The sequence below is a fragment of the Allobranchiibius sp. CTAmp26 genome, assembly GCF_017565405.1.
Lineage (GTDB): Bacteria > Actinomycetota > Actinomycetes > Actinomycetales > Dermatophilaceae > Allobranchiibius.
The window spans coordinates 55764-74325 of sequence record NZ_JAGEKR010000006.1 but is presented as its reverse complement, the minus strand read 5'-3'; the positions used below and the strand labels follow the sequence as shown (position 1 = coordinate 74325).

21 protein-coding genes and 1 riboswitch are annotated in these 18562 nt (G+C 71.7%); of the genes, 3 read left to right on the top strand and 18 right to left on the bottom strand.

What is annotated here, in order from left to right:
- Positions 1–7 precede the first annotated feature (7 nt).
- Entirely contained in the window at positions 8–649 is a 642-nt protein-coding gene (locus J4030_RS04230; protein ID WP_208047964.1) for a TIGR03085 family metal-binding protein, read from the top strand.
- A gap of 141 nt (positions 650–790) precedes the next feature.
- On the opposite strand, the gene hisF is transcribed toward J4030_RS04230, so the two are convergent.
- Positions 791–1546 carry an imidazole glycerol phosphate synthase subunit HisF gene (gene hisF, locus J4030_RS04225; RefSeq protein WP_208047963.1) on the bottom strand — a complete coding sequence of 252 codons (756 nt, stop codon included), beginning with the start codon at positions 1544–1546 and terminating at the stop codon, positions 791–793.
- A gap of 23 nt (positions 1547–1569) precedes the next feature.
- Between hisF and J4030_RS04220 the strand changes: the two genes are divergently transcribed.
- Positions 1570–2181, top strand: coding sequence for a hypothetical protein (locus J4030_RS04220; RefSeq protein WP_208047962.1), 612 nt, complete (start codon positions 1570–1572; stop codon positions 2179–2181).
- 9 nt (positions 2182–2190) lie between these two features.
- Here the strand turns inward: J4030_RS04220 and J4030_RS04215 are convergent, their stop codons facing one another.
- The 13 genes from J4030_RS04215 to J4030_RS04155 form a co-directional block, all read right to left on the bottom strand.
- Entirely contained in the window at positions 2191–2646 is a 456-nt protein-coding gene (locus tag J4030_RS04215; protein ID WP_208047961.1) for a PH domain-containing protein, read from the bottom strand.
- A 7-nt stretch (positions 2647–2653) separates the two neighbouring features.
- Positions 2654–3499, bottom strand: a complete 846-nt coding sequence (gene hisG, locus J4030_RS04210; protein ID WP_208047960.1) for an ATP phosphoribosyltransferase — start codon at positions 3497–3499, stop codon at positions 2654–2656.
- A gap of 31 nt (positions 3500–3530) precedes the next feature.
- Positions 3531–3794, bottom strand: a complete 264-nt coding sequence (locus J4030_RS04205) for a phosphoribosyl-ATP diphosphatase (protein ID WP_208047959.1) — start codon at positions 3792–3794, stop codon at positions 3531–3533.
- A gap of 11 nt (positions 3795–3805) precedes the next feature.
- A complete protein-coding gene (gene ribH / locus J4030_RS04200) occupies positions 3806–4300 on the bottom strand; it encodes a 6,7-dimethyl-8-ribityllumazine synthase (protein ID WP_208047958.1) in 495 nt (164 codons plus the stop codon).
- A complete protein-coding gene (gene ribA, locus J4030_RS04195) occupies positions 4297–5544 on the bottom strand; it encodes a GTP cyclohydrolase II (protein ID WP_243762841.1) in 1248 nt (415 codons plus the stop codon). Before ribA ends, ribH begins: the two co-directional genes overlap by 4 nt.
- A gap of 1 nt (position 5545) precedes the next feature.
- The gene (locus tag J4030_RS04190) at positions 5546–6241 is read right to left on the bottom strand and encodes a nicotinamide mononucleotide transporter family protein (protein WP_208047956.1); all 696 of its coding nucleotides are present in this window, start codon (positions 6239–6241) and stop codon (positions 5546–5548) included.
- Positions 6238–6861: a riboflavin synthase gene (locus J4030_RS04185; protein WP_208047955.1), complete on the bottom strand. Its 624-nt coding sequence runs from the start codon at positions 6859–6861 to the stop codon at positions 6238–6240. Before J4030_RS04185 ends, J4030_RS04190 begins: the two co-directional genes overlap by 4 nt.
- Positions 6862–7890 carry a bifunctional diaminohydroxyphosphoribosylaminopyrimidine deaminase/5-amino-6-(5-phosphoribosylamino)uracil reductase RibD gene (ribD, locus tag J4030_RS04180; RefSeq protein WP_208047954.1) on the bottom strand — a complete coding sequence of 343 codons (1029 nt, stop codon included), beginning with the start codon at positions 7888–7890 and terminating at the stop codon, positions 6862–6864.
- A 138-nt stretch (positions 7891–8028) separates the two neighbouring features.
- Positions 8029–8165: riboswitch (FMN riboswitch) on the bottom strand.
- Between the two features lie 106 nt (positions 8166–8271).
- A complete protein-coding gene (gene rpe, locus J4030_RS04175; RefSeq protein ID WP_208047953.1) occupies positions 8272–8925 on the bottom strand; it encodes a ribulose-phosphate 3-epimerase in 654 nt (217 codons plus the stop codon).
- An 11-nt stretch (positions 8926–8936) separates the two neighbouring features.
- The gene (locus J4030_RS04170) at positions 8937–10448 is read right to left on the bottom strand and encodes an RsmB/NOP family class I SAM-dependent RNA methyltransferase (RefSeq protein ID WP_208047952.1); all 1512 of its coding nucleotides are present in this window, start codon (positions 10446–10448) and stop codon (positions 8937–8939) included.
- Positions 10445–11371: a methionyl-tRNA formyltransferase gene (fmt, locus tag J4030_RS04165; protein ID WP_208047951.1), complete on the bottom strand. Its 927-nt coding sequence runs from the start codon at positions 11369–11371 to the stop codon at positions 10445–10447. The genes J4030_RS04170 and fmt overlap by 4 nt, the downstream gene beginning before the upstream one ends.
- Positions 11368–11913, bottom strand: coding sequence for a peptide deformylase (gene def / locus J4030_RS04160; RefSeq protein ID WP_208047950.1), 546 nt, complete (start codon positions 11911–11913; stop codon positions 11368–11370). The genes fmt and def overlap by 4 nt, the downstream gene beginning before the upstream one ends.
- Positions 11914–12618 carry an HAD family phosphatase gene (locus tag J4030_RS04155; protein ID WP_208047949.1) on the bottom strand — a complete coding sequence of 235 codons (705 nt, stop codon included), beginning with the start codon at positions 12616–12618 and terminating at the stop codon, positions 11914–11916.
- Positions 12619–12662: 44 nt separating this feature from the next.
- On the opposite strand from J4030_RS04155, the gene J4030_RS04150 reads away from it, so the two are divergent.
- Positions 12663–13274: a DJ-1/PfpI family protein gene (locus J4030_RS04150; protein WP_208047948.1), complete on the top strand. Its 612-nt coding sequence runs from the start codon at positions 12663–12665 to the stop codon at positions 13272–13274.
- A gap of 93 nt (positions 13275–13367) precedes the next feature.
- Here the strand turns inward: J4030_RS04150 and J4030_RS04145 are convergent, their stop codons facing one another.
- From J4030_RS04145 to rpoZ, 4 genes are all read right to left on the bottom strand, one after another.
- Complete coding sequence (locus J4030_RS04145) at positions 13368–15482, bottom strand: primosomal protein N' (protein ID WP_307864549.1); 2115 nt, start codon at positions 15480–15482, stop codon at positions 13368–13370.
- 180 nt (positions 15483–15662) lie between these two features.
- Positions 15663–16883: a methionine adenosyltransferase gene (gene metK, locus J4030_RS04140; protein ID WP_208047947.1), complete on the bottom strand. Its 1221-nt coding sequence runs from the start codon at positions 16881–16883 to the stop codon at positions 15663–15665.
- Between the two features lie 95 nt (positions 16884–16978).
- The gene (gene coaBC, locus J4030_RS04135; protein ID WP_208047946.1) at positions 16979–18202 is read right to left on the bottom strand and encodes a bifunctional phosphopantothenoylcysteine decarboxylase/phosphopantothenate--cysteine ligase CoaBC; all 1224 of its coding nucleotides are present in this window, start codon (positions 18200–18202) and stop codon (positions 16979–16981) included.
- A 27-nt stretch (positions 18203–18229) separates the two neighbouring features.
- Positions 18230–18493: a DNA-directed RNA polymerase subunit omega gene (gene rpoZ, locus J4030_RS04130; protein WP_208047945.1), complete on the bottom strand. Its 264-nt coding sequence runs from the start codon at positions 18491–18493 to the stop codon at positions 18230–18232.
- Positions 18494–18562: the final 69 nt, after the last annotated feature.

The window sequence follows — 18562 nt, the reverse complement described above, 5'->3', positions numbered from 1 at the left end:
TGTCGGTATGCCCAACATCGCTCAGCAGGAACGTGCCGCGCTCTGCCAGACCTTGATCGAGGTCGGACCGGATGCGCCGACCCTGGACGGGGATTGGCGGGCCCGCGACCTCGCCGCCCATCTGATCCTGCGCGAACGGCGCCCGGACGCCGCTCTCGGTGCGGTGCTCCCGGCGCTCGCCGACCGCACCCAACGGATCCAGCGCGACCTGGCCGCGAAGGACTTCTCAGGGTTGGTCGAGCAGATCCGCCAGGGTCCGCCGGTGTGGCACCCAGCGCGGATCGACAAGATCGACATGGTCACCAATCTCGGCGAGTTCTTCGTGCACCACGAGGATGTGCTGCGTGGCGGGGGGTCCTGGGAGCGGCGGGAACTGTCGCCCGAGCTCTCATCGGCACTCTGGGGCAGCCTGCCGCAGGTCGCTCGGCTCGCGATGCGCGACGTACGCGTGGGAGTCGTCGCCGACGCCCCTGGGGTGGGGCGGCGTTCGATCAGGAAGCCGAAGGACGATCACGGCAGCGTCGTGCTCACGGGTGCGCCGGGTGAGATCTTCCTGTCGGTGTTCGGCCGGGACGGGGTCGCGATGGTGACCTTCGACGGCGCGGATGCGGACGTGGCGGCGTACCGGGAATCCAAGCGCGGCATCTGACGGAGCACGCAGCGGAGGTTTGTGGGCGAGCGCAGCGAGCACGCGGCCGGAGCGGAGTGCGCAGTCAGATGCCGCAGAAAGCACAGCGTCCGACAGATGGAGCAGCAGCGCGCTGTATGAGCGCGCGCGTACTCCCAACGCTCAGCGGACGGGGTGCCCGGCGGCCCGCAGCGCGTCTTTGACCTGGCCGATGGTGAGTTCGCGGAAGTGGAACACTGACGCGGCGAGCACGGCGTCGGCTCCGGCCTCGACCGCCTGCACGAAGTGCTCGGGTGCGCCGGCGCCCCCGCTGGCGATGAGCGGGACCGACACCTCGCGGCGTACCGCGCGGATCAACTCCAGATCGAAGCCGTCCTTGGTGCCGTCGGCGTCCATGGAGTTGAGCAGGATCTCCCCGGCGCCGAGGGCGGCAGCGCGCACACACCATTCGACGGCCTCGAGGCCCGCAGCGGTGCGGCCCCCGTGGGTGGTGATCTCGAAGTGGCCGTCGGCGGCGCGGCGTACGTCGGCCGACAGCACCAGCACCTGCGCGCCGAACCGGTCGGCGATCTCGGCGATCACCTCGGGTCGCGCGATCGCGCCGGTGTTGATGCCGACCTTGTCGGCACCGCTGCGCAGCAACCGGTCGACGTCGGCGACGGTGCGCACTCCCCCGCCGACGGTCAGCGGGATGAAGACCTGCTCGGCGGTGCGGCCGACGACCTCGTACGTCGTGTCGCGGGCGGCGGAGCTCGCCGTGACGTCCAGGAACGTCAGCTCGTCGGCGCCCTGATTTTCGTACCCGTGGGCCAGCTCGACCGGGTCTCCGGCATCACGCAGGTTGGCGAAGTTGACGCCCTTTACGACGCGCCCGGCGTCGACGTCGAGACACGGGATCACGCGCACCGCTGAGGTCACGGGCCGCAGCCTACGGTGGGCGTGTGGACGTGGGCGCGAACAGTTTCGTGTGGGGCGACAACGACGCGCGAGCAGGGGATGCGAATTCTGTTGCGGCGTGGGCGCGCTCGGTCGCCGAGTTGGTCGAGTCCGAGCCGGGGTGGCGACCCGTGGTGGTGGCGATCGACGGATGCGGCGGCGCCGGCAAGTCCAGCCTGGCGGCGCTCGTGGGGCCTCTGCTCGACGATGCGCCGGTGGTGCACATGGACGACCTCTACCCCGGGTGGGACGGGTTGGCCAGGGCGGTCCCCCTGCTCGTGGAGCAGGTCCTGGCGCCGCTGGCGCGGGGTGAGCGGGCGTCGTACCGGCGCTACGACTGGGTGGCGGGCGGGTACGCCGAGACGCTGGTGGTGCCGGTGCACCGGTATGTCGTGGTCGAAGGCGTGGGGTCCAGCGCCGGCGCGGCGCGCGCGTACACCGACGTGCGGGTGTGGGTGCAGGCCCCGGTCGGCCTGCGCCGGCAGCGGGGTGAGGACCGCGATGGTGGTGGGTTCGCCGGGCACTGGGAGCGGTGGGCCGCCCAGGAGCAGGCGCTCTTCGACACGGACCGAACCCCCGACCACGCCCACCTCACCATCGAGACCGGCCCGGGCTAGACCGCCCGGTCAGTGGTCGTGGACCGTGGAGTGCACCTGCACCAGGGCCGCCATCCGGCCGGCCTCGGCCTGCGCGCTCGGGCCGTCCGAACGCTGCACCGCCATCACGGCGAGGTGCTCGGTGTCGTCGAGTTCGAGCACCAGCCACGGCTGCCCGCCGCCGAACTGCACGTTGACCACCTGCACCCATTCGATGGTGCGCGTGGAGATCAGGTTGCGCACCTGCAGGCCGCGTTCAGTGGGCACGGCGCGGACGAGCGCGTACCGCATCAGGAACGCCGCGATGAGCACCCCGAAGAGCACCAGCATCACCGAGTCGATGCCCGCCCAGCCCGTCACACCGCCGCGCGGGACGGTCAGCGCCACCACCGCGAACGCGATCACCGACGCCACGGCGGCGACGGTGGCGACCACGCGCGATCGTCGCGGGCGGAAGACGGCGTACGGCTCGGAGGTGGTCGTCATCGCGGCCTCACAGTCGGCAGGCCGCGATCTCGGTGACCAGGATGGCGCGTGCGCCGATCTCGTACAGCTCGTCCATCACCGCGTTCGTGGTGCGCCGCGGCACCATGGCCCGCACCGCCACGAAGTGCTCGTCGTGCAGGGGTGACACGGTCGGACTCTCCAGCCCCGGGGTCACCGCGAAGGCCTGGTCGACCAGCTCGCGCCGGATGTCGTAGTCGACCATCACGTAACGCTGGGCGGTCAACACCCCTTGCAGACGTCGGATCAGCACTGCCAGCAACGGATTCGACTCCGCGTCGGCACGCTGCACCAGCACCGCCTCACTGTGCAGGATCGGTTCCCCGAACACCTCGAGCCCGGCGTTGCGCAGCGTCGTCCCGGTCTCGACGACGTCGGCGATGACGTCGGCTACCCCCAGGGTCACCGCGGTCTCGACCGCACCGTCGAGGCGTACGACGTCCGCGTGCACTCCGTGCTTCTTCAGGTCCGCCCGCACCAGACCGGGGAAGCTGGTGGCGACCCGGCGGCCCTCGAGTTGCGCGACGTCGCTCACGCCGCCGGAGCGCCCGGCGTACCGGAAGGTCGACGCCCCGAAACCGAGGGGCAGGCACTCGGTGGCGGGGCTGCCGGAGTCCAGCAGCAGATCGCGGCCGGTGAGGCCGACGTCGAGGGTGCCCTGGCCGACGTACACCGCGATGTCGCGCGGGCGCAGGAAGAACAGCTCGACGTCGTTGTCGGCGTCGAGGATCACCAGCTCCTTGGCGTCGCGGCGCCCGCGGTAGCCCGCCTCGCGCAGCATCTCGGCGGCCGGTTCGGCGAGCGCGCCCTTGTTGGGCATCGCCACTCTCAGCATGGGTCGTCCTTCGTCGGTGCCGGTCGGAGGGTCACAGGTAGGAGTAGACGTCCTCGAGCGTGAGCCCGCGCGCCAGCATCAGCACCTGCAGGTGGTAGAGCAGTTGGCTGATCTCCTCGGCCGTCCGCTCCACGCCCTCGTGCTCGGCGGCCATCCACACCTCGGCAGCCTCCTCGACGATCTTCTTGCCGATGCCGTGCACACCGGTGTCGAGTTCCGCGACGGTGCCGGATCCGGTCGGTCGCTCGCGTGCCTTCTCGGCCAGCTCGGACCACAACTGCTCGAACGTCTTCACGAGGAGCCAGGTTACGGTGCGATCGAGGTCGCCCGGGCCAGCGTCCGCAGCGTGACTGCGGTCGCCACGGCCGCTGTGGCCGCCTCGTGGCCCTTGTCCTCGCTGGATCCCGGCAGCCCGGCTCGCGCCAGCGCCTGCTGCTCGTCATCGCAGGTGAGCAGCCCGAAACCGACGGGCACCCCCGTCTGCACGCTGACCTGGGTGAGTCCCAGAGTCGTGGACTGGCAGACGTAGTCGAAGTGCGGCGTCCCGCCACGGATTACCACGCCGAGTGCCACGAGGGCGTCGTACGACGGCGCGAGACGCGCGCAGGCGACGCTCAGCTCGAAGCTGCCGGGCACCCGCACGAGCTCGACGTCGGACACCCGCACCCCGGCATCGGCCAGTCCACGACGCGCACCGTCGACCAGACCGTCCATCACCTGCTCGTGCCAGGACGCGGCGACCACCGCGACCCGCAGTCCCGAGGCGTCGGTCGTGACGGCCGGAGCGCCGTGCCCGCTCACGCCGACACCCCGTGACCGGTCGCCAGGTCCGTGGCGTGCACAGAAGGCACCGACTCCAGAGGCGGCGTGTGCCCGAGCCGCTCGCGCTTCGTGCGCAGGTACCGCTCGTTCTCCATGGTCTGCCCCGCGTGCAGCGGCACCATCTCTGTGACGTCGATCCCCAACTCCTGCAACGCTTCCGCCTTCCGTGGGTTGTTGGTGAGCAGCCGCACCCCGGCGATCTCGAGGTCCTGCAGGATCGCCGCGGCGGCGTCGTACTCGCGCGCATCGACCGGCAGCCCGAGCTGCGTCTGCGCGTCGACCGTGTCGTATCCGGCGTCCTGCAGCTCGTAGGCCCGCAGCTTGTCGGCGAGACCCACCCCACGGCCCTCGTGCCCGCGCAGGTAGACGACGGTTCCGCCATCCCGTGCGATGCGCTCCAGTGACGCCTCGAGCTGCGGGCCGCAGTCGCACCGCCGCGATCCGAAGACGTCGCCGGTCAGGCACTCCGAATGCACCCGGACCAACCCGTCACCGCGTCCCGCCGGACTCACCAGGGCGAGATGCTCGGCACCGGTGAGCCGGTCGACGTACGCCGTCACCGCGAAGGTCCCGTGCGGGGTGGGCAGAGTCGTGCGTGCCACCGCGCGCACCCGGTCCCGACGGCGGCGCCACGCGACCAGGTCGGCGATGGTGATCGTCAGCAGTCCGTCGCGCTCGGCGAGCTCGAGCGCGGTGTCGAGCCGCATCATGGACCCGTCGTCGTGCACCAGCTCGACGATGACGCCCACCGGCGCCAGGCCGGCGAGACGGCACAGGTCGACGGCGGCCTCGGTGTGACCGGGACGTTCCAGGACGCCGCCAGGCCGGGCCCGCAGCGGGAAGACATGCCCCGGGCGGGTCAGATCGCTCGTCGTGGCGGAGGGGTCGGCGAGTGCGCGGACGGTGGCCGTGCGGTCGGCGGCGCTGATGCCGGTGCTCACCCCGCGGGCGGCGTCGATCGAGACGGTGTACGCCGTGCCCTTGGGGTCCTGGTTGTCACGCACCATCGGCGGCAACCCCAGCAGGTCGGCGACCTCGCCCGGCAGGGGCGCGCAGATGACGCCCGAGCCGTGCCGCACGGCCCAGCCCATCCAGGACTCGTCGGCGACCGCCGCGGACATCACGAGGTCGACCTCGTTCTCCCGGTCGGCGTCGTCCGCGACCAGCACCGGTCTGCCCAGCGCCAACTCGGCCAGGGCATCGTCGATCGTCGCGAGGCGCATGTCAGATGCTCCCGGTGGGTTCGAGGACCAGCGCATCCCGCCGGGAGACGTTGAGCCAGACGAAGAAGCCCCAGATCACGAACGCGCCGTACACGGCGTACAGCACGGCCGACGGGTAGTACTGGAACTTGATGAGCTCCGGCACCCCGACCAGGTCGACGGCCAGCCACATCAGCCAGAAGTCGTTCCAGCCGCGCGCCATCGCGAAGGTCGCCATCATCGAGCCGATGAAGATCCACGCGTCGCACCAGTAGTAGTACCAAGGGGCGGGGAACCCGGCGCCGATGAGCTTGAAGAGCCACCAGCAGACGACCAGCCCGACGAGCCACACCCCGACGTACGCAGCTCGCTCACCGGCTGTGGCCCAGCGCGGGTCGACGGCCGGCGCGTCCTGCGTGCGGGTGCGCTTCGTCTGCCGCCAGGCCCACCAGCCGTAGATCGAGGTCAGGATGAAGAACACCTGCCGGCCGGCCTGCCCGAACAGCACCTGACCGCCGTGGCCGGTGAAGCCGACCGCGAAGAACACAGTGAAGAGCAGCGCGTTGCCGATGATGCCGATCGGCCAGGCCCACACCTTGCGGCGCATGCCGCCGAGTGCCGAGGCGAGCCCGAAGAGGTTGCCGATGATCTCGCGCCAGGTGATGACGTGACCGGAGATGGTCAGGTGCGCGTCGTACAGGTGCTGGAAGAAACTCATGCGTCCTCTTCGGTGGTGGACCGGGCGCCGAGGCGGCCGGCGAGCAGGCGCTCGGTGTATTTGGCGAGGATGTCGACCTCGAGGTTCACGGGTTCACCGACGTTGCGGTGCCCCAGCGTGGTGAGGGCGAGCGTCGTGGGGATGAGCGAGACGGTGAAGCTGTCGTCGTCGACCGATGCCACCGTGAGGGAGACGCCGTCGACGGTGATCGACCCCTTCTCCACGACGTACGCCGAGAGGGCGGGCGGCAGCTCGATCCGCACCACGGTCCACCGGTCGCCGGGATCGCGCCCCAGCACTCGGGCGGTGCCGTCGACGTGGCCCTGCACGATGTGGCCGCCGAAGCGACCGTCGGCGGGCATCGCACGCTCGAGGTTGACGGGGTCACCGGGCGCGATGCCGGCGAGGCTGGAACGGCGCAGCGTCTCGGCCATCACGTCGACGGTGAAGCCGCTCTCGTCGTGGTCGACGACGGTCAGGCACACCCCGTTGACCGCGATGGACGCACCGTGCCGCGCGTCGGACACCACCGTGGCGCCGTTGATGCGCAGCACCGCCGAGTCGGTGCCGTGCTCGATCGATCCCAGGGAGCCGAGCTCCTCCACGATGCCGGTGAACATTCAGGCTTCCTTCGTTGTCGGGGTGGTCGTGGTGCGCATCCGCAGCCGGACGTCGTCTCCGAGCCGGGTGACGTCGGACAGCTCGAAACGGCGGATCCCGTCGATGGAGCCGATGCCGAGCCCGGCGACGGCAGCGGCGCCGTCACCGAGCAGCGCCGGTGCCAGGTAGGCGACGACCTCGTCGACCAGCCCCGACCGCAGGAACGCCGCGGCGAGGCTGGGACCGCCTTCGAGCCACACGTGCCGGATCTCCTGGGCGTGCAGCTGCTTCAGCACGAGCTGCGGGTCGTGGGTGGGCAGCTGCAGAGTGGGCGCGGAGTCGTCCAGCACCCTTGCGGTGCGCGGGATCTCGCGCTCCCCCACGATCACCCGCAAAGGCGGGCGGCGAGGGGCGTCCGGCGTCCGCACGGTCAATGCCGGGTCGTCGGCCAGGACGGTGCCGGTGCCGACGACGAGGGCGCCGGCGGAGGCCCGCAGACGGTGCACGTCGGCGCGAGCCTGCTCGCCGGTGATCCAGCGGCTGCTGCCGTCGGCAGCCGCGCTGCGGCCGTCCAGGGTGACAGCGAACTTCCAGGTGACGTAGGGCCGTTCGTGCTCGACGGCGAAGGTCCAATGCACGTTGAGTGCGGCCGCCTCGGTGGCCATGAGCCCTCCGGACACCTCGACCCCGGCGTCGCTCAGCAGTGCCGCGCCACCCCGGGCGGCGGGGTTGGGGTCGGGCTGGGCGTAGACGACGCGGCGTACGCCGGCCGTGACGAGAGCGTCGGCGCAGGGACCGGTCCGTCCGACGTGGGCGCACGGTTCGAGGGTCACGTACGCCGTACCGCCGCGCGCGCGGTCGCCAGCAGCGGACAGCGCCCTGACTTCCGCGTGCGGGGTGCCTGCACCGTCGTGCCAGCCTTCGCCGACCACCGAATCGCCCGTCACGACAACGCATCCCACGCGCGGGTTGGGGTCGGCACCGGGGCCCCGCGCAGCAAGTTCGAGGGCGCGCGCAAGGAAGGTCTCGTCGGTGGATCGGGTGTCCATCGCGCTTCGCTGCTCCTGTCGGCCGGCCGGTCGGGCACGGGCTCCAGGGCGATGGGCGACGTCGCGGTCCGCGACGAGCGCGCATCCCGAAGGGTGGCGTCGATCGCGACACGCGTGTCGCAGACCCGCCGAAGCGGGTCACGTGCTGCCTTCCATCCGGACTTTCACCGTCGGTCCCGGAATTCCACCAGGTCAACCGGCCCACTGATCGAAGCTGGACCGGGTCGCGGACTGTCACCGCCGGTTCGGAATTACACCGACCCCGGAGCACGTTCTGCCGCGATGTTACCGCAGCGTCGTCGTGGCTCCTGGCACCGCACGGTGGTTGTCAGCGGATCGGTGGCGCCGGCACCATAGAAGCGCTGACAACCGGGCCGCCGATCAGCAGCAGTTCCGGGCGAGTTCGCGCAGTCGGTCGATGGCCCCCGCGGCATCGTCCGCGCCGTACACGGCCGATCCCGCCACGAAGACGTCGGCGCCCGCCTGCGCGCACTGCTCGATCGTGTCGCTGGAGACTCCCCCGTCGACCTGCACCCAGATCTCGCCGCCCCGCCGCCGCACGGCGTCACGGACCTGCGCCACCTTCGGCATCTGGTCGGCCATGAACGACTGACCGCCGAACCCCGGCTCCACGGTCATCACGAGCACCATGTCGACCTCGTCGAGGAGTTCCTCGTACGGCGCGAACGCGGTGCCCGGCTTGATCGCCATACTCGCCCGCGCCCCGGCGGCACGGATCGCACGAGCGAGCCGCACCGGGTCATGGGCGGCCTCGATGTGGAAGGTCACGCTGCCGGCACCGGCCTCGGCGTAGTCCGGGGCCCAGCGATCCGGATCCTCGATCATCAGGTGGCAGTCCAGCGGGATCGGGCTGACCTTCGCCAGCGCCTCCACCACGGGAGCGCCCAGCGTCAGGTTGGGGACGAAGTGCCCGTCCATCACGTCGACGTGGGCCCAGTCGGCGTTGGAGATGCGGTGCAGCTCCGCCTCGAGATTGGCGAAGTCCGCGGACAGGATGCTCGGCGCGATCTGCACGGAAAGTCCTCTCAGTCCTGTGTGTCCGGCTTGCGCAAGAGTGCGAAGTACATCGCGTCGGTGCCGTGCAGGTGGGGCCACAGCTGCACGTCGGGACCGTTGCCCAAGTGCTCGATGGGTGCGCCAGCGGTGTCGCGGAAGAGCGGACGGGCGTCGTCCAGCCGTACGCCCGTCTGCTCCACCACCGACGCCACCAGCTGCGAGGTTTCGGCCAGGTGCGGACTGCAGGTGGAGTAGCCGACGACGCCACCGGGTCGGGTGGTGGCGATCGCCGACAGCAACAGCTCGCGCTGCAGCGTCACCAGCGGCGTCACGTCGGCGGGCGTACGCCGCCACCGTGCCTCGGGGCGGCGGCGCAGCGCGCCGAGACCCGTGCACGGCACGTCGGCGAGCACCCGCTCGTAGGTGTCGGGCTCCTCGGCGCCCAGATCGCGACCGTCTCCGGTGCCGATCATCACCTCGATGCCCGCCTCGAGCGTGGCGCGCAACGACTTGCGCACCAGAGTCGTGCGGTGCTCGCTGACCTCGTTGGCGAAGACCACGGCACCCTGCTGGGCACCCAGGTTCGCGAGCAGGGCGGTCTTGCCGCCCGGACCGGCGCACAGGTCGAGCCATTCCTGGTGCTCGCGCCCGCCGACCAGACCCGGCTCGGCCAGCGCGAGCGTCAGCAGCTGGGAGCCCTCGTCCTGCACGGCCGCGCGCATCCGGCGTACGGCGTCGATCTGCGCGGGGTCGCCGCCGTCGAGGACCGCGCCCACCCGGGACAGCTGGGAGGCGTGGGCGCCGGCGGCCACCAGTTCCTCGACGGTGGACAGGCCCGGCCTCGCCACCAGCGACACCAGGGGCGGCGCGTTGTCGGCCTGCAGCAGTGCGAGCAGTTGCTCGTCGATGTCTTCGGCGGTCGCGGTGCCCCGCTCGAGCAGCGCGGCACGCATCGCGCGCACCACCCAGATCGGGTGCGAGTGCTCGATCGCCAGGCGTTCCAACGGCTCCCGGCCCGCGGTCACCTCGGCAACCCACTCCTCGCGCGTGCGTTCGCTGACCCGCCGCAGCACGGCGTTGACGAAACCGGCGGCACCGGCCCCGTTGACCTCCCGCGCCAGCGCGACCGTCTCGGACGCCGCGGCGTGCGAGGGCACTCGCATACCGAGCAGCTGGTGCGCCCCGAGCCGCAGGGTGTCGAGCACGGGGGCGTCGATCTGCGCGGCCGTGCGACCCGCGCAGCGTTCGAGGATGGGGTCGTAGAGACCGCGCATCCGGATCGCGCCGTACGTCAGCTCGGTGGCGAAACCGGCGTCGCGGCCGTGCAGGTCTGCCTCCCGCAGAAGCTTCTGCAGGTCGAGGTTGGCGTACGCGCCGTCCGCGACGTTGCGGGTCACCTGCCACGCCACGCGCCGCGCCGGGTCGCCGGACCGTCGCCGGTCGGTGGGGCGCTGCGCCGAGCGTCCGTCGTTGGGGCGACGTCGCGCCGCGGGACGCTGGCGTCCCTTCGCGTCGCGGTAGCCGCCGCCGTCGTCGCTCATCCGAACACCTCGCCCTCACCGATTCGGGAGCCGCGTGCCCAGTCTGCCGCCGGCATCGCCTTCTTGCCCTGGGGCTGCACCGTGCCGAGACGGACCGCGCCGGCACCGGTCTGCACATGGACGTCGCCCTTGCCGACCCGGATCGCGCCGGGCGCAACGCCGACGTCCCCGTCGATCGGCGTCACGGGCGACACCTTGAGGCGCTGGCCACGGAACGTGGTCCACGCACCGGGCGCCGGCGTCACTCCCCGGACGCGCCGATCGACGGCGAACGCCGGCTCGTGCCAACGGATCTGCGCATCCTCCACGGAGATCTTGGGTGCGAGCGAGACGCCTTCGGCGGGCTGCGGCATCGGCGTGAGGTCACCCTGGGCCAGCGTGTCCAGTGTCGCCACCAGCAACCCGGCGCCCGCGGTCGCGAGTCGTTCGAGGAGGTCGCCGCTGGTGTCCCGCGGCCGCACGGCCTCGGTCATGGTGCCGAGGATCGGGCCGGTGTCCATGCCCTCCTCCAGCAGGAACGTCGTGGCGCCGGTGACCTCGTCACCGTGAATGACGGCGTGCTGGACGGGTGCCGCGCCGCGCCAGGCGGGCAGCAGGGAGAAGTGCAGGTTGATCCAGCCGAGGCGGGGCACGTCGAGGGCGACGCGCGGCACCAGGGCGCCGTACGCCACGACCGGGCACACGTCCGGCGACAGCTCGGCGAGCTGGGCCAGGAAGTCCGGGTCCCGCGGCCGTTGCGGCGTGAGGACCGGCACGCCCACCTCGTCGGCGAGCACGCCCACCGGAGATCGGCGTACCGAACGCCCGCGTCCTGCGGGCGCATCGGGGCGGGTGATGACGCCGACCACGTCGTGCGCGGAGTCGAGCACCGCCTGCAGCGAGGGGACCGCGACCTGCGGGGTCCCGGCGAACACGACCCTCACAGCGCACGCCCGTACGTCGCGTGCGGGCTGTCGCGCACGATCGGGCCGGGCAGCCCGGCCCACTCCGCGTCGCGGATAGCCTTGAGGGCCTGACGGCGGGCGGTCGGGTCGAGGCGGTCCACGAAGAGGATGCCGTCGAGATGGTCGGTCTCGTGCTGGAAGCAACGGGCGAGCATGTCGCTGCCGTCGATGCTCACCGGTTCGCCGTGCATGTCGAAACCGCGAGCCACCGCACGCAGCGACCGGGTGGTGTCGAAACGCAGATCCGGGATGGACAGACAGCCCTCAGGGCCGCACTGCAGCTCCGGCGACAGGGTGAGCTCGGGATTGATCAGGTGACCCAGCTGTCCGTCGACGTAATAGGTGAAGACCCGCAGGCCCACGCCGATCTGAGGGGCCGCGAGGCCCGCGCCGGGCGCATTCATCATCGTGTCGGTCAGGTCGGTGACGAGCGTCTGCAGCTCGCGGTCGAAGACGGTCACCGGCGCGGCCGGCGTGCGCAGCACCGGGTCGCCGAACAGGCGGATGGGGGTGACGGACACTCAGATCGCCTCCACGGGGAGCCCGCGGAAGAGCAGGTCCGCGCGCAGGTCGGCCGCCCCGGTGAACTGCACCGCGTCCATCCCGGCCAGCACGGCGGCCTGCACGTTGTCGAGGCGGTCGTCGATGAAGACGGTCTCCTCCAGGTCGCCGACGTGCTCCAGGCGTTCGGCCAGCACCTCGAAGATCTCTGGGTCGGGTTTGGCGATCCCCTCCTCGCCGGAGATCACGATGTCCTCGAAGAGCTGCAGGAACTCGAACCGGTCCAACGCGACCGGGAAGAGCTCGTGCGACCAGTTGGTCAGCGCGAATAGCGGCGTACCCGCGGCGTGCAGCTCCCGCAGGATGGCGACCGCCCCCTCGATGGGCCCGACCAGGGAGGCCTCGAAGTGCTCCCGGTAGGCCAGGATCTCCTCGCGATAGTGCGGGTGCCGGGCGATCGCGTCAGCCTCGGCCTCCACCCAGGTCCGACCGGCGTCCTGCTGCAGGTTCCAGGCGTGGAAGTCGAACTCGTCGTCGGCCAGGAAGGCACGTGCCCGGGCATCGCCGACGGCGGTGCTGATGGCGGCGTGCGCGTCCCACTCGATCAACACGTTGCCGAGGTCGAAGACCACGGCCAGCACGGGTGAGGGTGCGAGAGGGTCGCGATCGACCGTCGTGGGCGAGGGCAGGGTGGATCCGCCGGACTCCGGAAGGCTCGAACTCATGGTGAAGGGAGCCTAACGGCGGCCTTCGCTGGCACGATCGGGGCATGACCACCGACGCGCCGGCTGTGCGCAGACACATCGGCCTCCTGCTCTTCGACGGAGTGGAGGAGCTGGACGCGGTCGGCCCCTGGGAGGTCCTGTCGTTCTGGAGCAGAGAGTTCCCCGACGACGGGTACGACGTGTCCTGCTTCTCGCGCGACAGCGGCCCGGTGCGGTGCGCGAAAGGCCTCACCCTGCACGCACCACTGTCCTACGCGGACGCGCCGTCCTGGGAGGTGCTGCTCTACCCCGGAGGCGAGGGCACCAGGCCGCACCTGGTCGACGAGGCGCAGCTGGACTGGGTGCGCGATCAACGCGAGTCGGTCCCACTCCTCACGAGTGTCTGCACCGGTTCGCTGGTGTACGCCGCGGCCGGACTGCTCGCGGGGCGACCGGCGACGACGTACTGGGGTGCGATCGAGGAGTTGCGCGCCCTGGACCCGAGCATCGAGATCCGCCCGGACGACCGCTACGTCGACTCCGGAGACGTGATCACCGCGTCCGGGGTGTCCGCCGGGATCGACATGGCGCTGCACCTCGTGCGGCGCCTCGCGGGTGAGGAGCGGGCGCGCCAGGTGCGGCGCGGCATCCAGTACGACCCGCAGCCACCGGTCTGACCCGCTCCTTCCCGTCGGGGGGTGCAGAAATCGTCGAGGGGTGGGTCTATATCCCCACCTCTCGACGATTGCCCTACCCCCCGACGGGAAGGGTCAGAGCAGGTCGCCTGCCGGGTCGACGCGGACAGTGATGCTGCCCGGCTCCTTGCGGGCGCTGCGGCCGGCGCGCGCCGCGTGCAGGGCCGCTGCCGCCCGCGGGCCGTCCGCGAGCGACGTACGCAGCAGCAGCCGCTCTTGCACCGTGCCGTCACGGTCGGGATGGGTGAGCGGCCCGATCCGCTCGAACCCCTCGCCCACAGCGCGGTCGATCGACGCGACAGCCGCGGCATCGCCGGTCAACCCGGCCATCCACACCGCCGGCGGCAGGGCCAGCGCCTCCCGCTCGGCCAGCTCCCGCTCGGCGAGCCACACCGGGGCCCACCGCACGAGGGCCTGCACCACGGGCAGCGGCTCGTCGTCGCGGACGCCGCAGAGGACGACCAGGCCGTGGTCGTCGTGGGACCGCGTGAGGGCTGCGGCCGTGCACCAGCGGCGCAGCGTCTCCTCGCCGGCGGCGAGCACCGGTCGGTCCACCAGTGCCCAGGCATCCAGCAGTAACGTGGCCCGATAGCCCTCCGCCGCAACGGGTTCGGCGCCAGGCGTCGCAATGACCAACGCCGGCGATGCTGCCACGTGGGCCACGACCTCCCCGGCGCCCGAGCGCACCACCGGCACACCCGGGAAGGCCCGGCCCAGCTCCTCGGCCGTACGCCGCGCGCCCACCACGCCCGCGCGCAACCGGTGGGAGTGGCAGTTCGGGCAGTCGAACGGGGCAGCGGGTACGCCGCACCACCGGCACTCCGGTGTCTCCCGCGCCCCGGTCAGCGCCAGCGGGCCGTGGCACACCGCGCACCGCGCGGGATCACGGCAGGTGTCGCAGCGCAGCGACGGCAGATAACCGCGTCGGGGCACCTGGATCAGCACCGGACCGTGCTGCAGCGCCTCGTGCGCGGCGCGCCACGCGGCCGACGGCAGGTGCGCGCGGGCCGCCGCGCCGGAGCGTTCGACGTCGCGTTCGTCGCCGGCGACGACCACCCGCGGCACGGCCCCTCGGCGTACCGGAAGGTCGACCGACTGCAGCACGCCCTGCTGAACCCACTGCTGGATCGCGACCGACCGGGCGAACCCGCCACTCAAGAGGCCGGCACCTTCTTGCTCGGCGCGCAGCCGTAGCACCTCGCGCACGTGCGGGTACGGCGCGCGCGGCTCGGCCAGCAGGTCGTCGCCGTCGTCCCACCAGGCCACCAGGCCGAGGTCCGCCACTGGCGCGAACGCCGCGGCCCGGGTGCCGACGACGCACCGCACATGTCCGCGCAACAGCTTCAGGAACGCGGTGTAGCGCGCCTGCGGCCCCTGACTCGCCGTGAGCCGCACGTGCCGGCCTGGTCCCAACTGCTCGGTGAGCGCGTCGTCGAGTCGGTCGACGTCTCGGTGATCGGGCACCACCAGGACCGCTCCGCGCCCACCCTCGAGCGCCGCGCGGGCCGCCTGCGCCATCGCGGACGGCCAGTCCAGCGCAGGGTCGGTCGTGGGCGCCGCGAGCCAAGCAGCTGCGGGCGCTCCGCCCGTGCTCAGCCGGTGCAGGAACGCCGGGCCCGCGGGGTACCGCTCCCAGGCGCTGGACGGTGTGGGAACGGCCGCGCCGGATACAGCGCGTTCGTCCACACCGGTGCCGGGCGACGGCGAGTCGTCGCCCTCCGCCCGCGCGTCCAGGGCCTTCTCCGCGCCGGCGTGCCGGGCGGGTACGGCGAGGCGTACGACGTCGCTGAACGTACCGGCGTACCGGTCGGCGACGTCCCGACACAGCCGCGCGATCGCCGGGGTCAGCGCCGCCTCCGGCGAGACCACGCGCCGGATGTCGGTGAGCCTCCCGACGTGCTCGGCGTCCCGGGCGCGCGCCAGCACGAACCCGGACACGTCCTTGCCCGCGAACCGCACCTTCACGCGGGCGCCGGGGGTGGCCGTCTCGTCGAGGTCGGTGGGCACGGCGTACTCGAACGGGCGGTCCAGATGGGCCAGCCCCACATCGACCGCCACCTGCGCGACGGGCAGCTCGGGCCCGCCGTCGGAGGACCCCTGCGCGTTCGTACGACGGGTCGCGGCGGCCGCGTGGAGCAGCGCCAACTGCTGCTCGCTCGGCGCCTGCGGCGTCCCGCCCTCCTGATCCACGCGCTCAGTTATACGGCCTGCTCCGGACAAGGTCGCGGCCGCAACGACAGATGGGGTCGCAGCGCGCTCCATAGAGCGCGCCACGACCCCATCCGTAAGACAACAAGGTTGGTGCGCCCCACCTCGGGGTCCCCGCGAAGTATTCGGAGGAGCGAAGCGGGGGAGAAACTTCGTGGGGTATCAGCCGCGGACGGCCTTCTGCAGGTGCTCGACCCGGTCGGTGCGCTCCCAGGTGAAGGCATTCTGCAGGCCGGGCGCCTCGGTGCGGCCGAAGTGACCGTAGGCGGCGGTCGGCTGATAGATCGGGCGCAGCAGGTCCAGCTCCTCCACGATCGCGGCGGGCCGCAGGTCGAAGACGTCCGTGATGGCCTTCTGGATGTCGTCCAGGGGCGCGGTCTCGGTGCCGAACGTCTCGACGTAGAGACCGACCGGCTGCGCCTTGCCGATCGCGTAAGCGACCTGCACCTCGCACCGGGTGGCGAGCCCCGCGGCCACGACGTTCTTGGCCACCCAGCGCATCGCGTACGCCGCGGATCGGTCGACCTTCGAGGGGTCCTTGCCGGAGAACGCGCCGCCACCGTGCCGTGCCATGCCGCCGTAGGTGTCGACGATGATCTTGCGACCGGTCAGGCCGGCGTCGCCCATCGGGCCGCCGATGATGAACTGCCCGGTCGGGTTGATGAGCTTGCGGTACGACGAGGTGTCGAGGGTGTTGCCCGCCGCGGCGAGGTCCTCCAGCACCGGCCGGATGACGTGCTGGTCGATGTCCGGCGCCAGCATGCCGTCCAGCGAGATGTCGTCGGCGTGCTGCGTCGAGAGCACCACGGTGTCCAGACCGACGGCCCGGTCACCCTCGTAGGAGATGGTGACCTGGGTCTTGCCGTCGGGGCGCAGGTAGGGCAGCGTGCCGTCCTTGCGGACCTGGGTCAGGCGCTCGGAGAGCCGGTGCGCGAGGAAGATCGGCAGCGGCATCAGCTCGGCGGTGTCGTCGCACGCGTAGCCGAACATCAGGCCCTGGTCGCCGGCGCCCTGGCTGTCCAGCGCCTCGGTGCCGCCCTCGGCGCGGTGCTCGTGCGCGGTGTCGACGCCCTGGGCGATGTCGGAGCTCTGCGCGCCGATCGAGATGGACACCCCACAGGAGTGCCCGTCGAAGCCCTTGAGCGAGGAGTCGTATCCGACGTTCACGATGGTGTCGCGGACGATCTGCGCGATCGGGACGTAACTGTTGGTGGTGACCTCGCCGGCCACGTGGACCAGACCGGTGGTGACCATGGTCTCCACCGCGACCCGGGATCGGGGGTCCTCTTTCAGCATGGCGTCCAGGATCGCGTCGCTGATCTGGTCGCAGATCTTGTCCGGGTGTCCCTCGGTGACCGATTCGGACGTGAAGAGTCGTACCACTGCAGGCTTCTCCTATGGGTCGCGCCGCTCGTGCGGCGTCTGCCGCATGCTCGCGCGACACCCCGTCATGGGGACCGCGCGGCCGACGGCCGAGTCTAGACGGTGCCGCGGATGTCGCGTACGGCGTCCCACACTGCGTGCGCGACCGCCGTCTTGTCCGCCGGGCCGATGTCGCGCGGAGTCGCACCGTCCCCGCTCAGCAGGTGCACGGTGGTGTCGTCCTGACCGAACGTGACTCCGTCGCCGACCTCGTTGGCCACCAGCAGGTCGACCGGCTTGCGGGCCAGTTTGGCCCGGGCATGGTCCAGCACGCTGCCGTGCTCGTCGCCCGTCTCGGCCGCGAATCCGACCAGCACCGGTGCCGTGCCCTCGCCGCGCCGAGTCAGCAGTTCGGCCAGGATGTCCGGGTTGCGCACCAGTTGCACGATAGGAGCAGCGTCCGGCGTGGCCGGGTCGAAGGTCTTCTTGATCTTGGCGGTGGCGGCGTGGTCCGGCCGGAAGTCGGCCACGGCGGCGGCCATCACGACGACGTCGGCATCCGCGGCCAGGACGGCGTCGCGCAGCTGCAGCGCGGTCTCGACGCGCACCAGGGCGCACCCCGGAGGCGCGGGGGTGCTCACGGTGGACACGAGGGTGACCTGCGCGCCGCGCCGCGCCGCCACGGCCGCGAGGGCGTAGCCCTGCTTGCCGGAGGACCGGTTGCCGAGGTAGCGCACCGGGTCCAGGGGTTCGCGGGTGCCACCTGCGGTGACCAGCACGTGCAGCCCCGCCAGATCGCGGAGGTCACTCGGATCGCCCGTGAGGAACGGGGCACAGTACGCAGCGATGTCGGCCGGTTCGGGCAGTCGACCCGGTCCGCTGTCGGCACCGGTGAGCCGTCCGCTCGCGGGATCCATGACGTGCACGCCACGCTCGCGCAGCGTCGCGACGTTGGCGACGGTGGCCGGGTGCTGCCACATCTCGGTGTGCATGGCCGGGGCCAGCACGACCGGACAGTGGGCGGTGAGCAGCGTGTTGGTGAGCAGGTCGTCGGCGATGCCGTGCGCCGCCTTCGCGAGGAGGTCGGCGGTCGCCGGAGCGACGACCACGAGGTCGGCCTGCTGGCCGAGCCGCACGTGGGGCACCTCGTGGACCTGCGACCAGACGTCGTCGCTCACCGGCTTGCCCGAGAGGGCCGCCCACGTGGGAGCGCCCACGAACCGCAGAGCTGCGGCCGTGGGCACGACGGTCACGTCATGGCCGTCCTCGGAGAACGACCGCAGCAACGAGCACGCCTTGTAGGCGGCGATGCCACCGCTGACGCCGAGGACGATGCGCATGACGGGACCGGATGGGGGCCGTGGGACCTACGCCTCGACCTTCTCGATGTCGAGCAGACCCTGGTTGATCTCGCGCAGCGCGATCGAGAGGGGCTTGTCGTTGACCTGGCTGTCGACGAGCGGGCCGGCGTACTCCAGCAGGCCCTCGGACAGCTGGGAGTAGTAGGCGTTGATCTGGCGGGCGCGCTTGGCGCCGTAGATCACCAGGGCGTACTTGGAGTCGGCGACGCGCAGCAGGTCGTCGATGGGCGGGTCGGTGATGCCCTCGGGGTGGGCATGGGTGCCGGACACGAAGTATCTCTTTCCGTTGCGGTGCAAGTGCGAGCATGGTGGCGGCCGGTGACGTGCCCTCGTCGAGCG

Bases quoted from the DNA above. Each gene is read 5' to 3' on its own strand.
- hisG (WP_208047960.1), bottom strand. From the start codon at position 3,499: ATGCTGAGAGTGGCGATGCCCAACAAGGGCGCGCTCGCCGAACCGGCC.
- J4030_RS04155 (WP_208047949.1), bottom strand. From the start codon at position 12,618: ATGAGTTCGAGCCTTCCGGAGTCCGGCGGATCCACCCTGCCCTCGCCC.
- J4030_RS04215 (WP_208047961.1), bottom strand. From the start codon at position 2,646: ATGACGACCACCTCCGAGCCGTACGCCGTCTTCCGCCCGCGACGATCG.
- ribD (WP_208047954.1), bottom strand. From the start codon at position 7,890: ATGGACACCCGATCCACCGACGAGACCTTCCTTGCGCGCGCCCTCGAA.
- J4030_RS04190 (WP_208047956.1), bottom strand. From the start codon at position 6,241: ATGAGTTTCTTCCAGCACCTGTACGACGCGCACCTGACCATCTCCGGT.
- ribA (WP_243762841.1), bottom strand. From the start codon at position 5,544: ATGCGCCTCGCGACGATCGACGATGCCCTGGCCGAGTTGGCGCTGGGC.
- coaBC (WP_208047946.1), bottom strand. From the start codon at position 18,202: ATGCGCATCGTCCTCGGCGTCAGCGGTGGCATCGCCGCCTACAAGGCG.
- J4030_RS04150 (WP_208047948.1), top strand. From the start codon at position 12,663: ATGACCACCGACGCGCCGGCTGTGCGCAGACACATCGGCCTCCTGCTC.
- J4030_RS04185 (WP_208047955.1), bottom strand. From the start codon at position 6,861: ATGTTCACCGGCATCGTGGAGGAGCTCGGCTCCCTGGGATCGATCGAG.
- J4030_RS04170 (WP_208047952.1), bottom strand. From the start codon at position 10,448: ATGAGCGACGACGGCGGCGGCTACCGCGACGCGAAGGGACGCCAGCGT.
- J4030_RS04230 (WP_208047964.1), top strand. From the start codon at position 8: ATGCCCAACATCGCTCAGCAGGAACGTGCCGCGCTCTGCCAGACCTTG.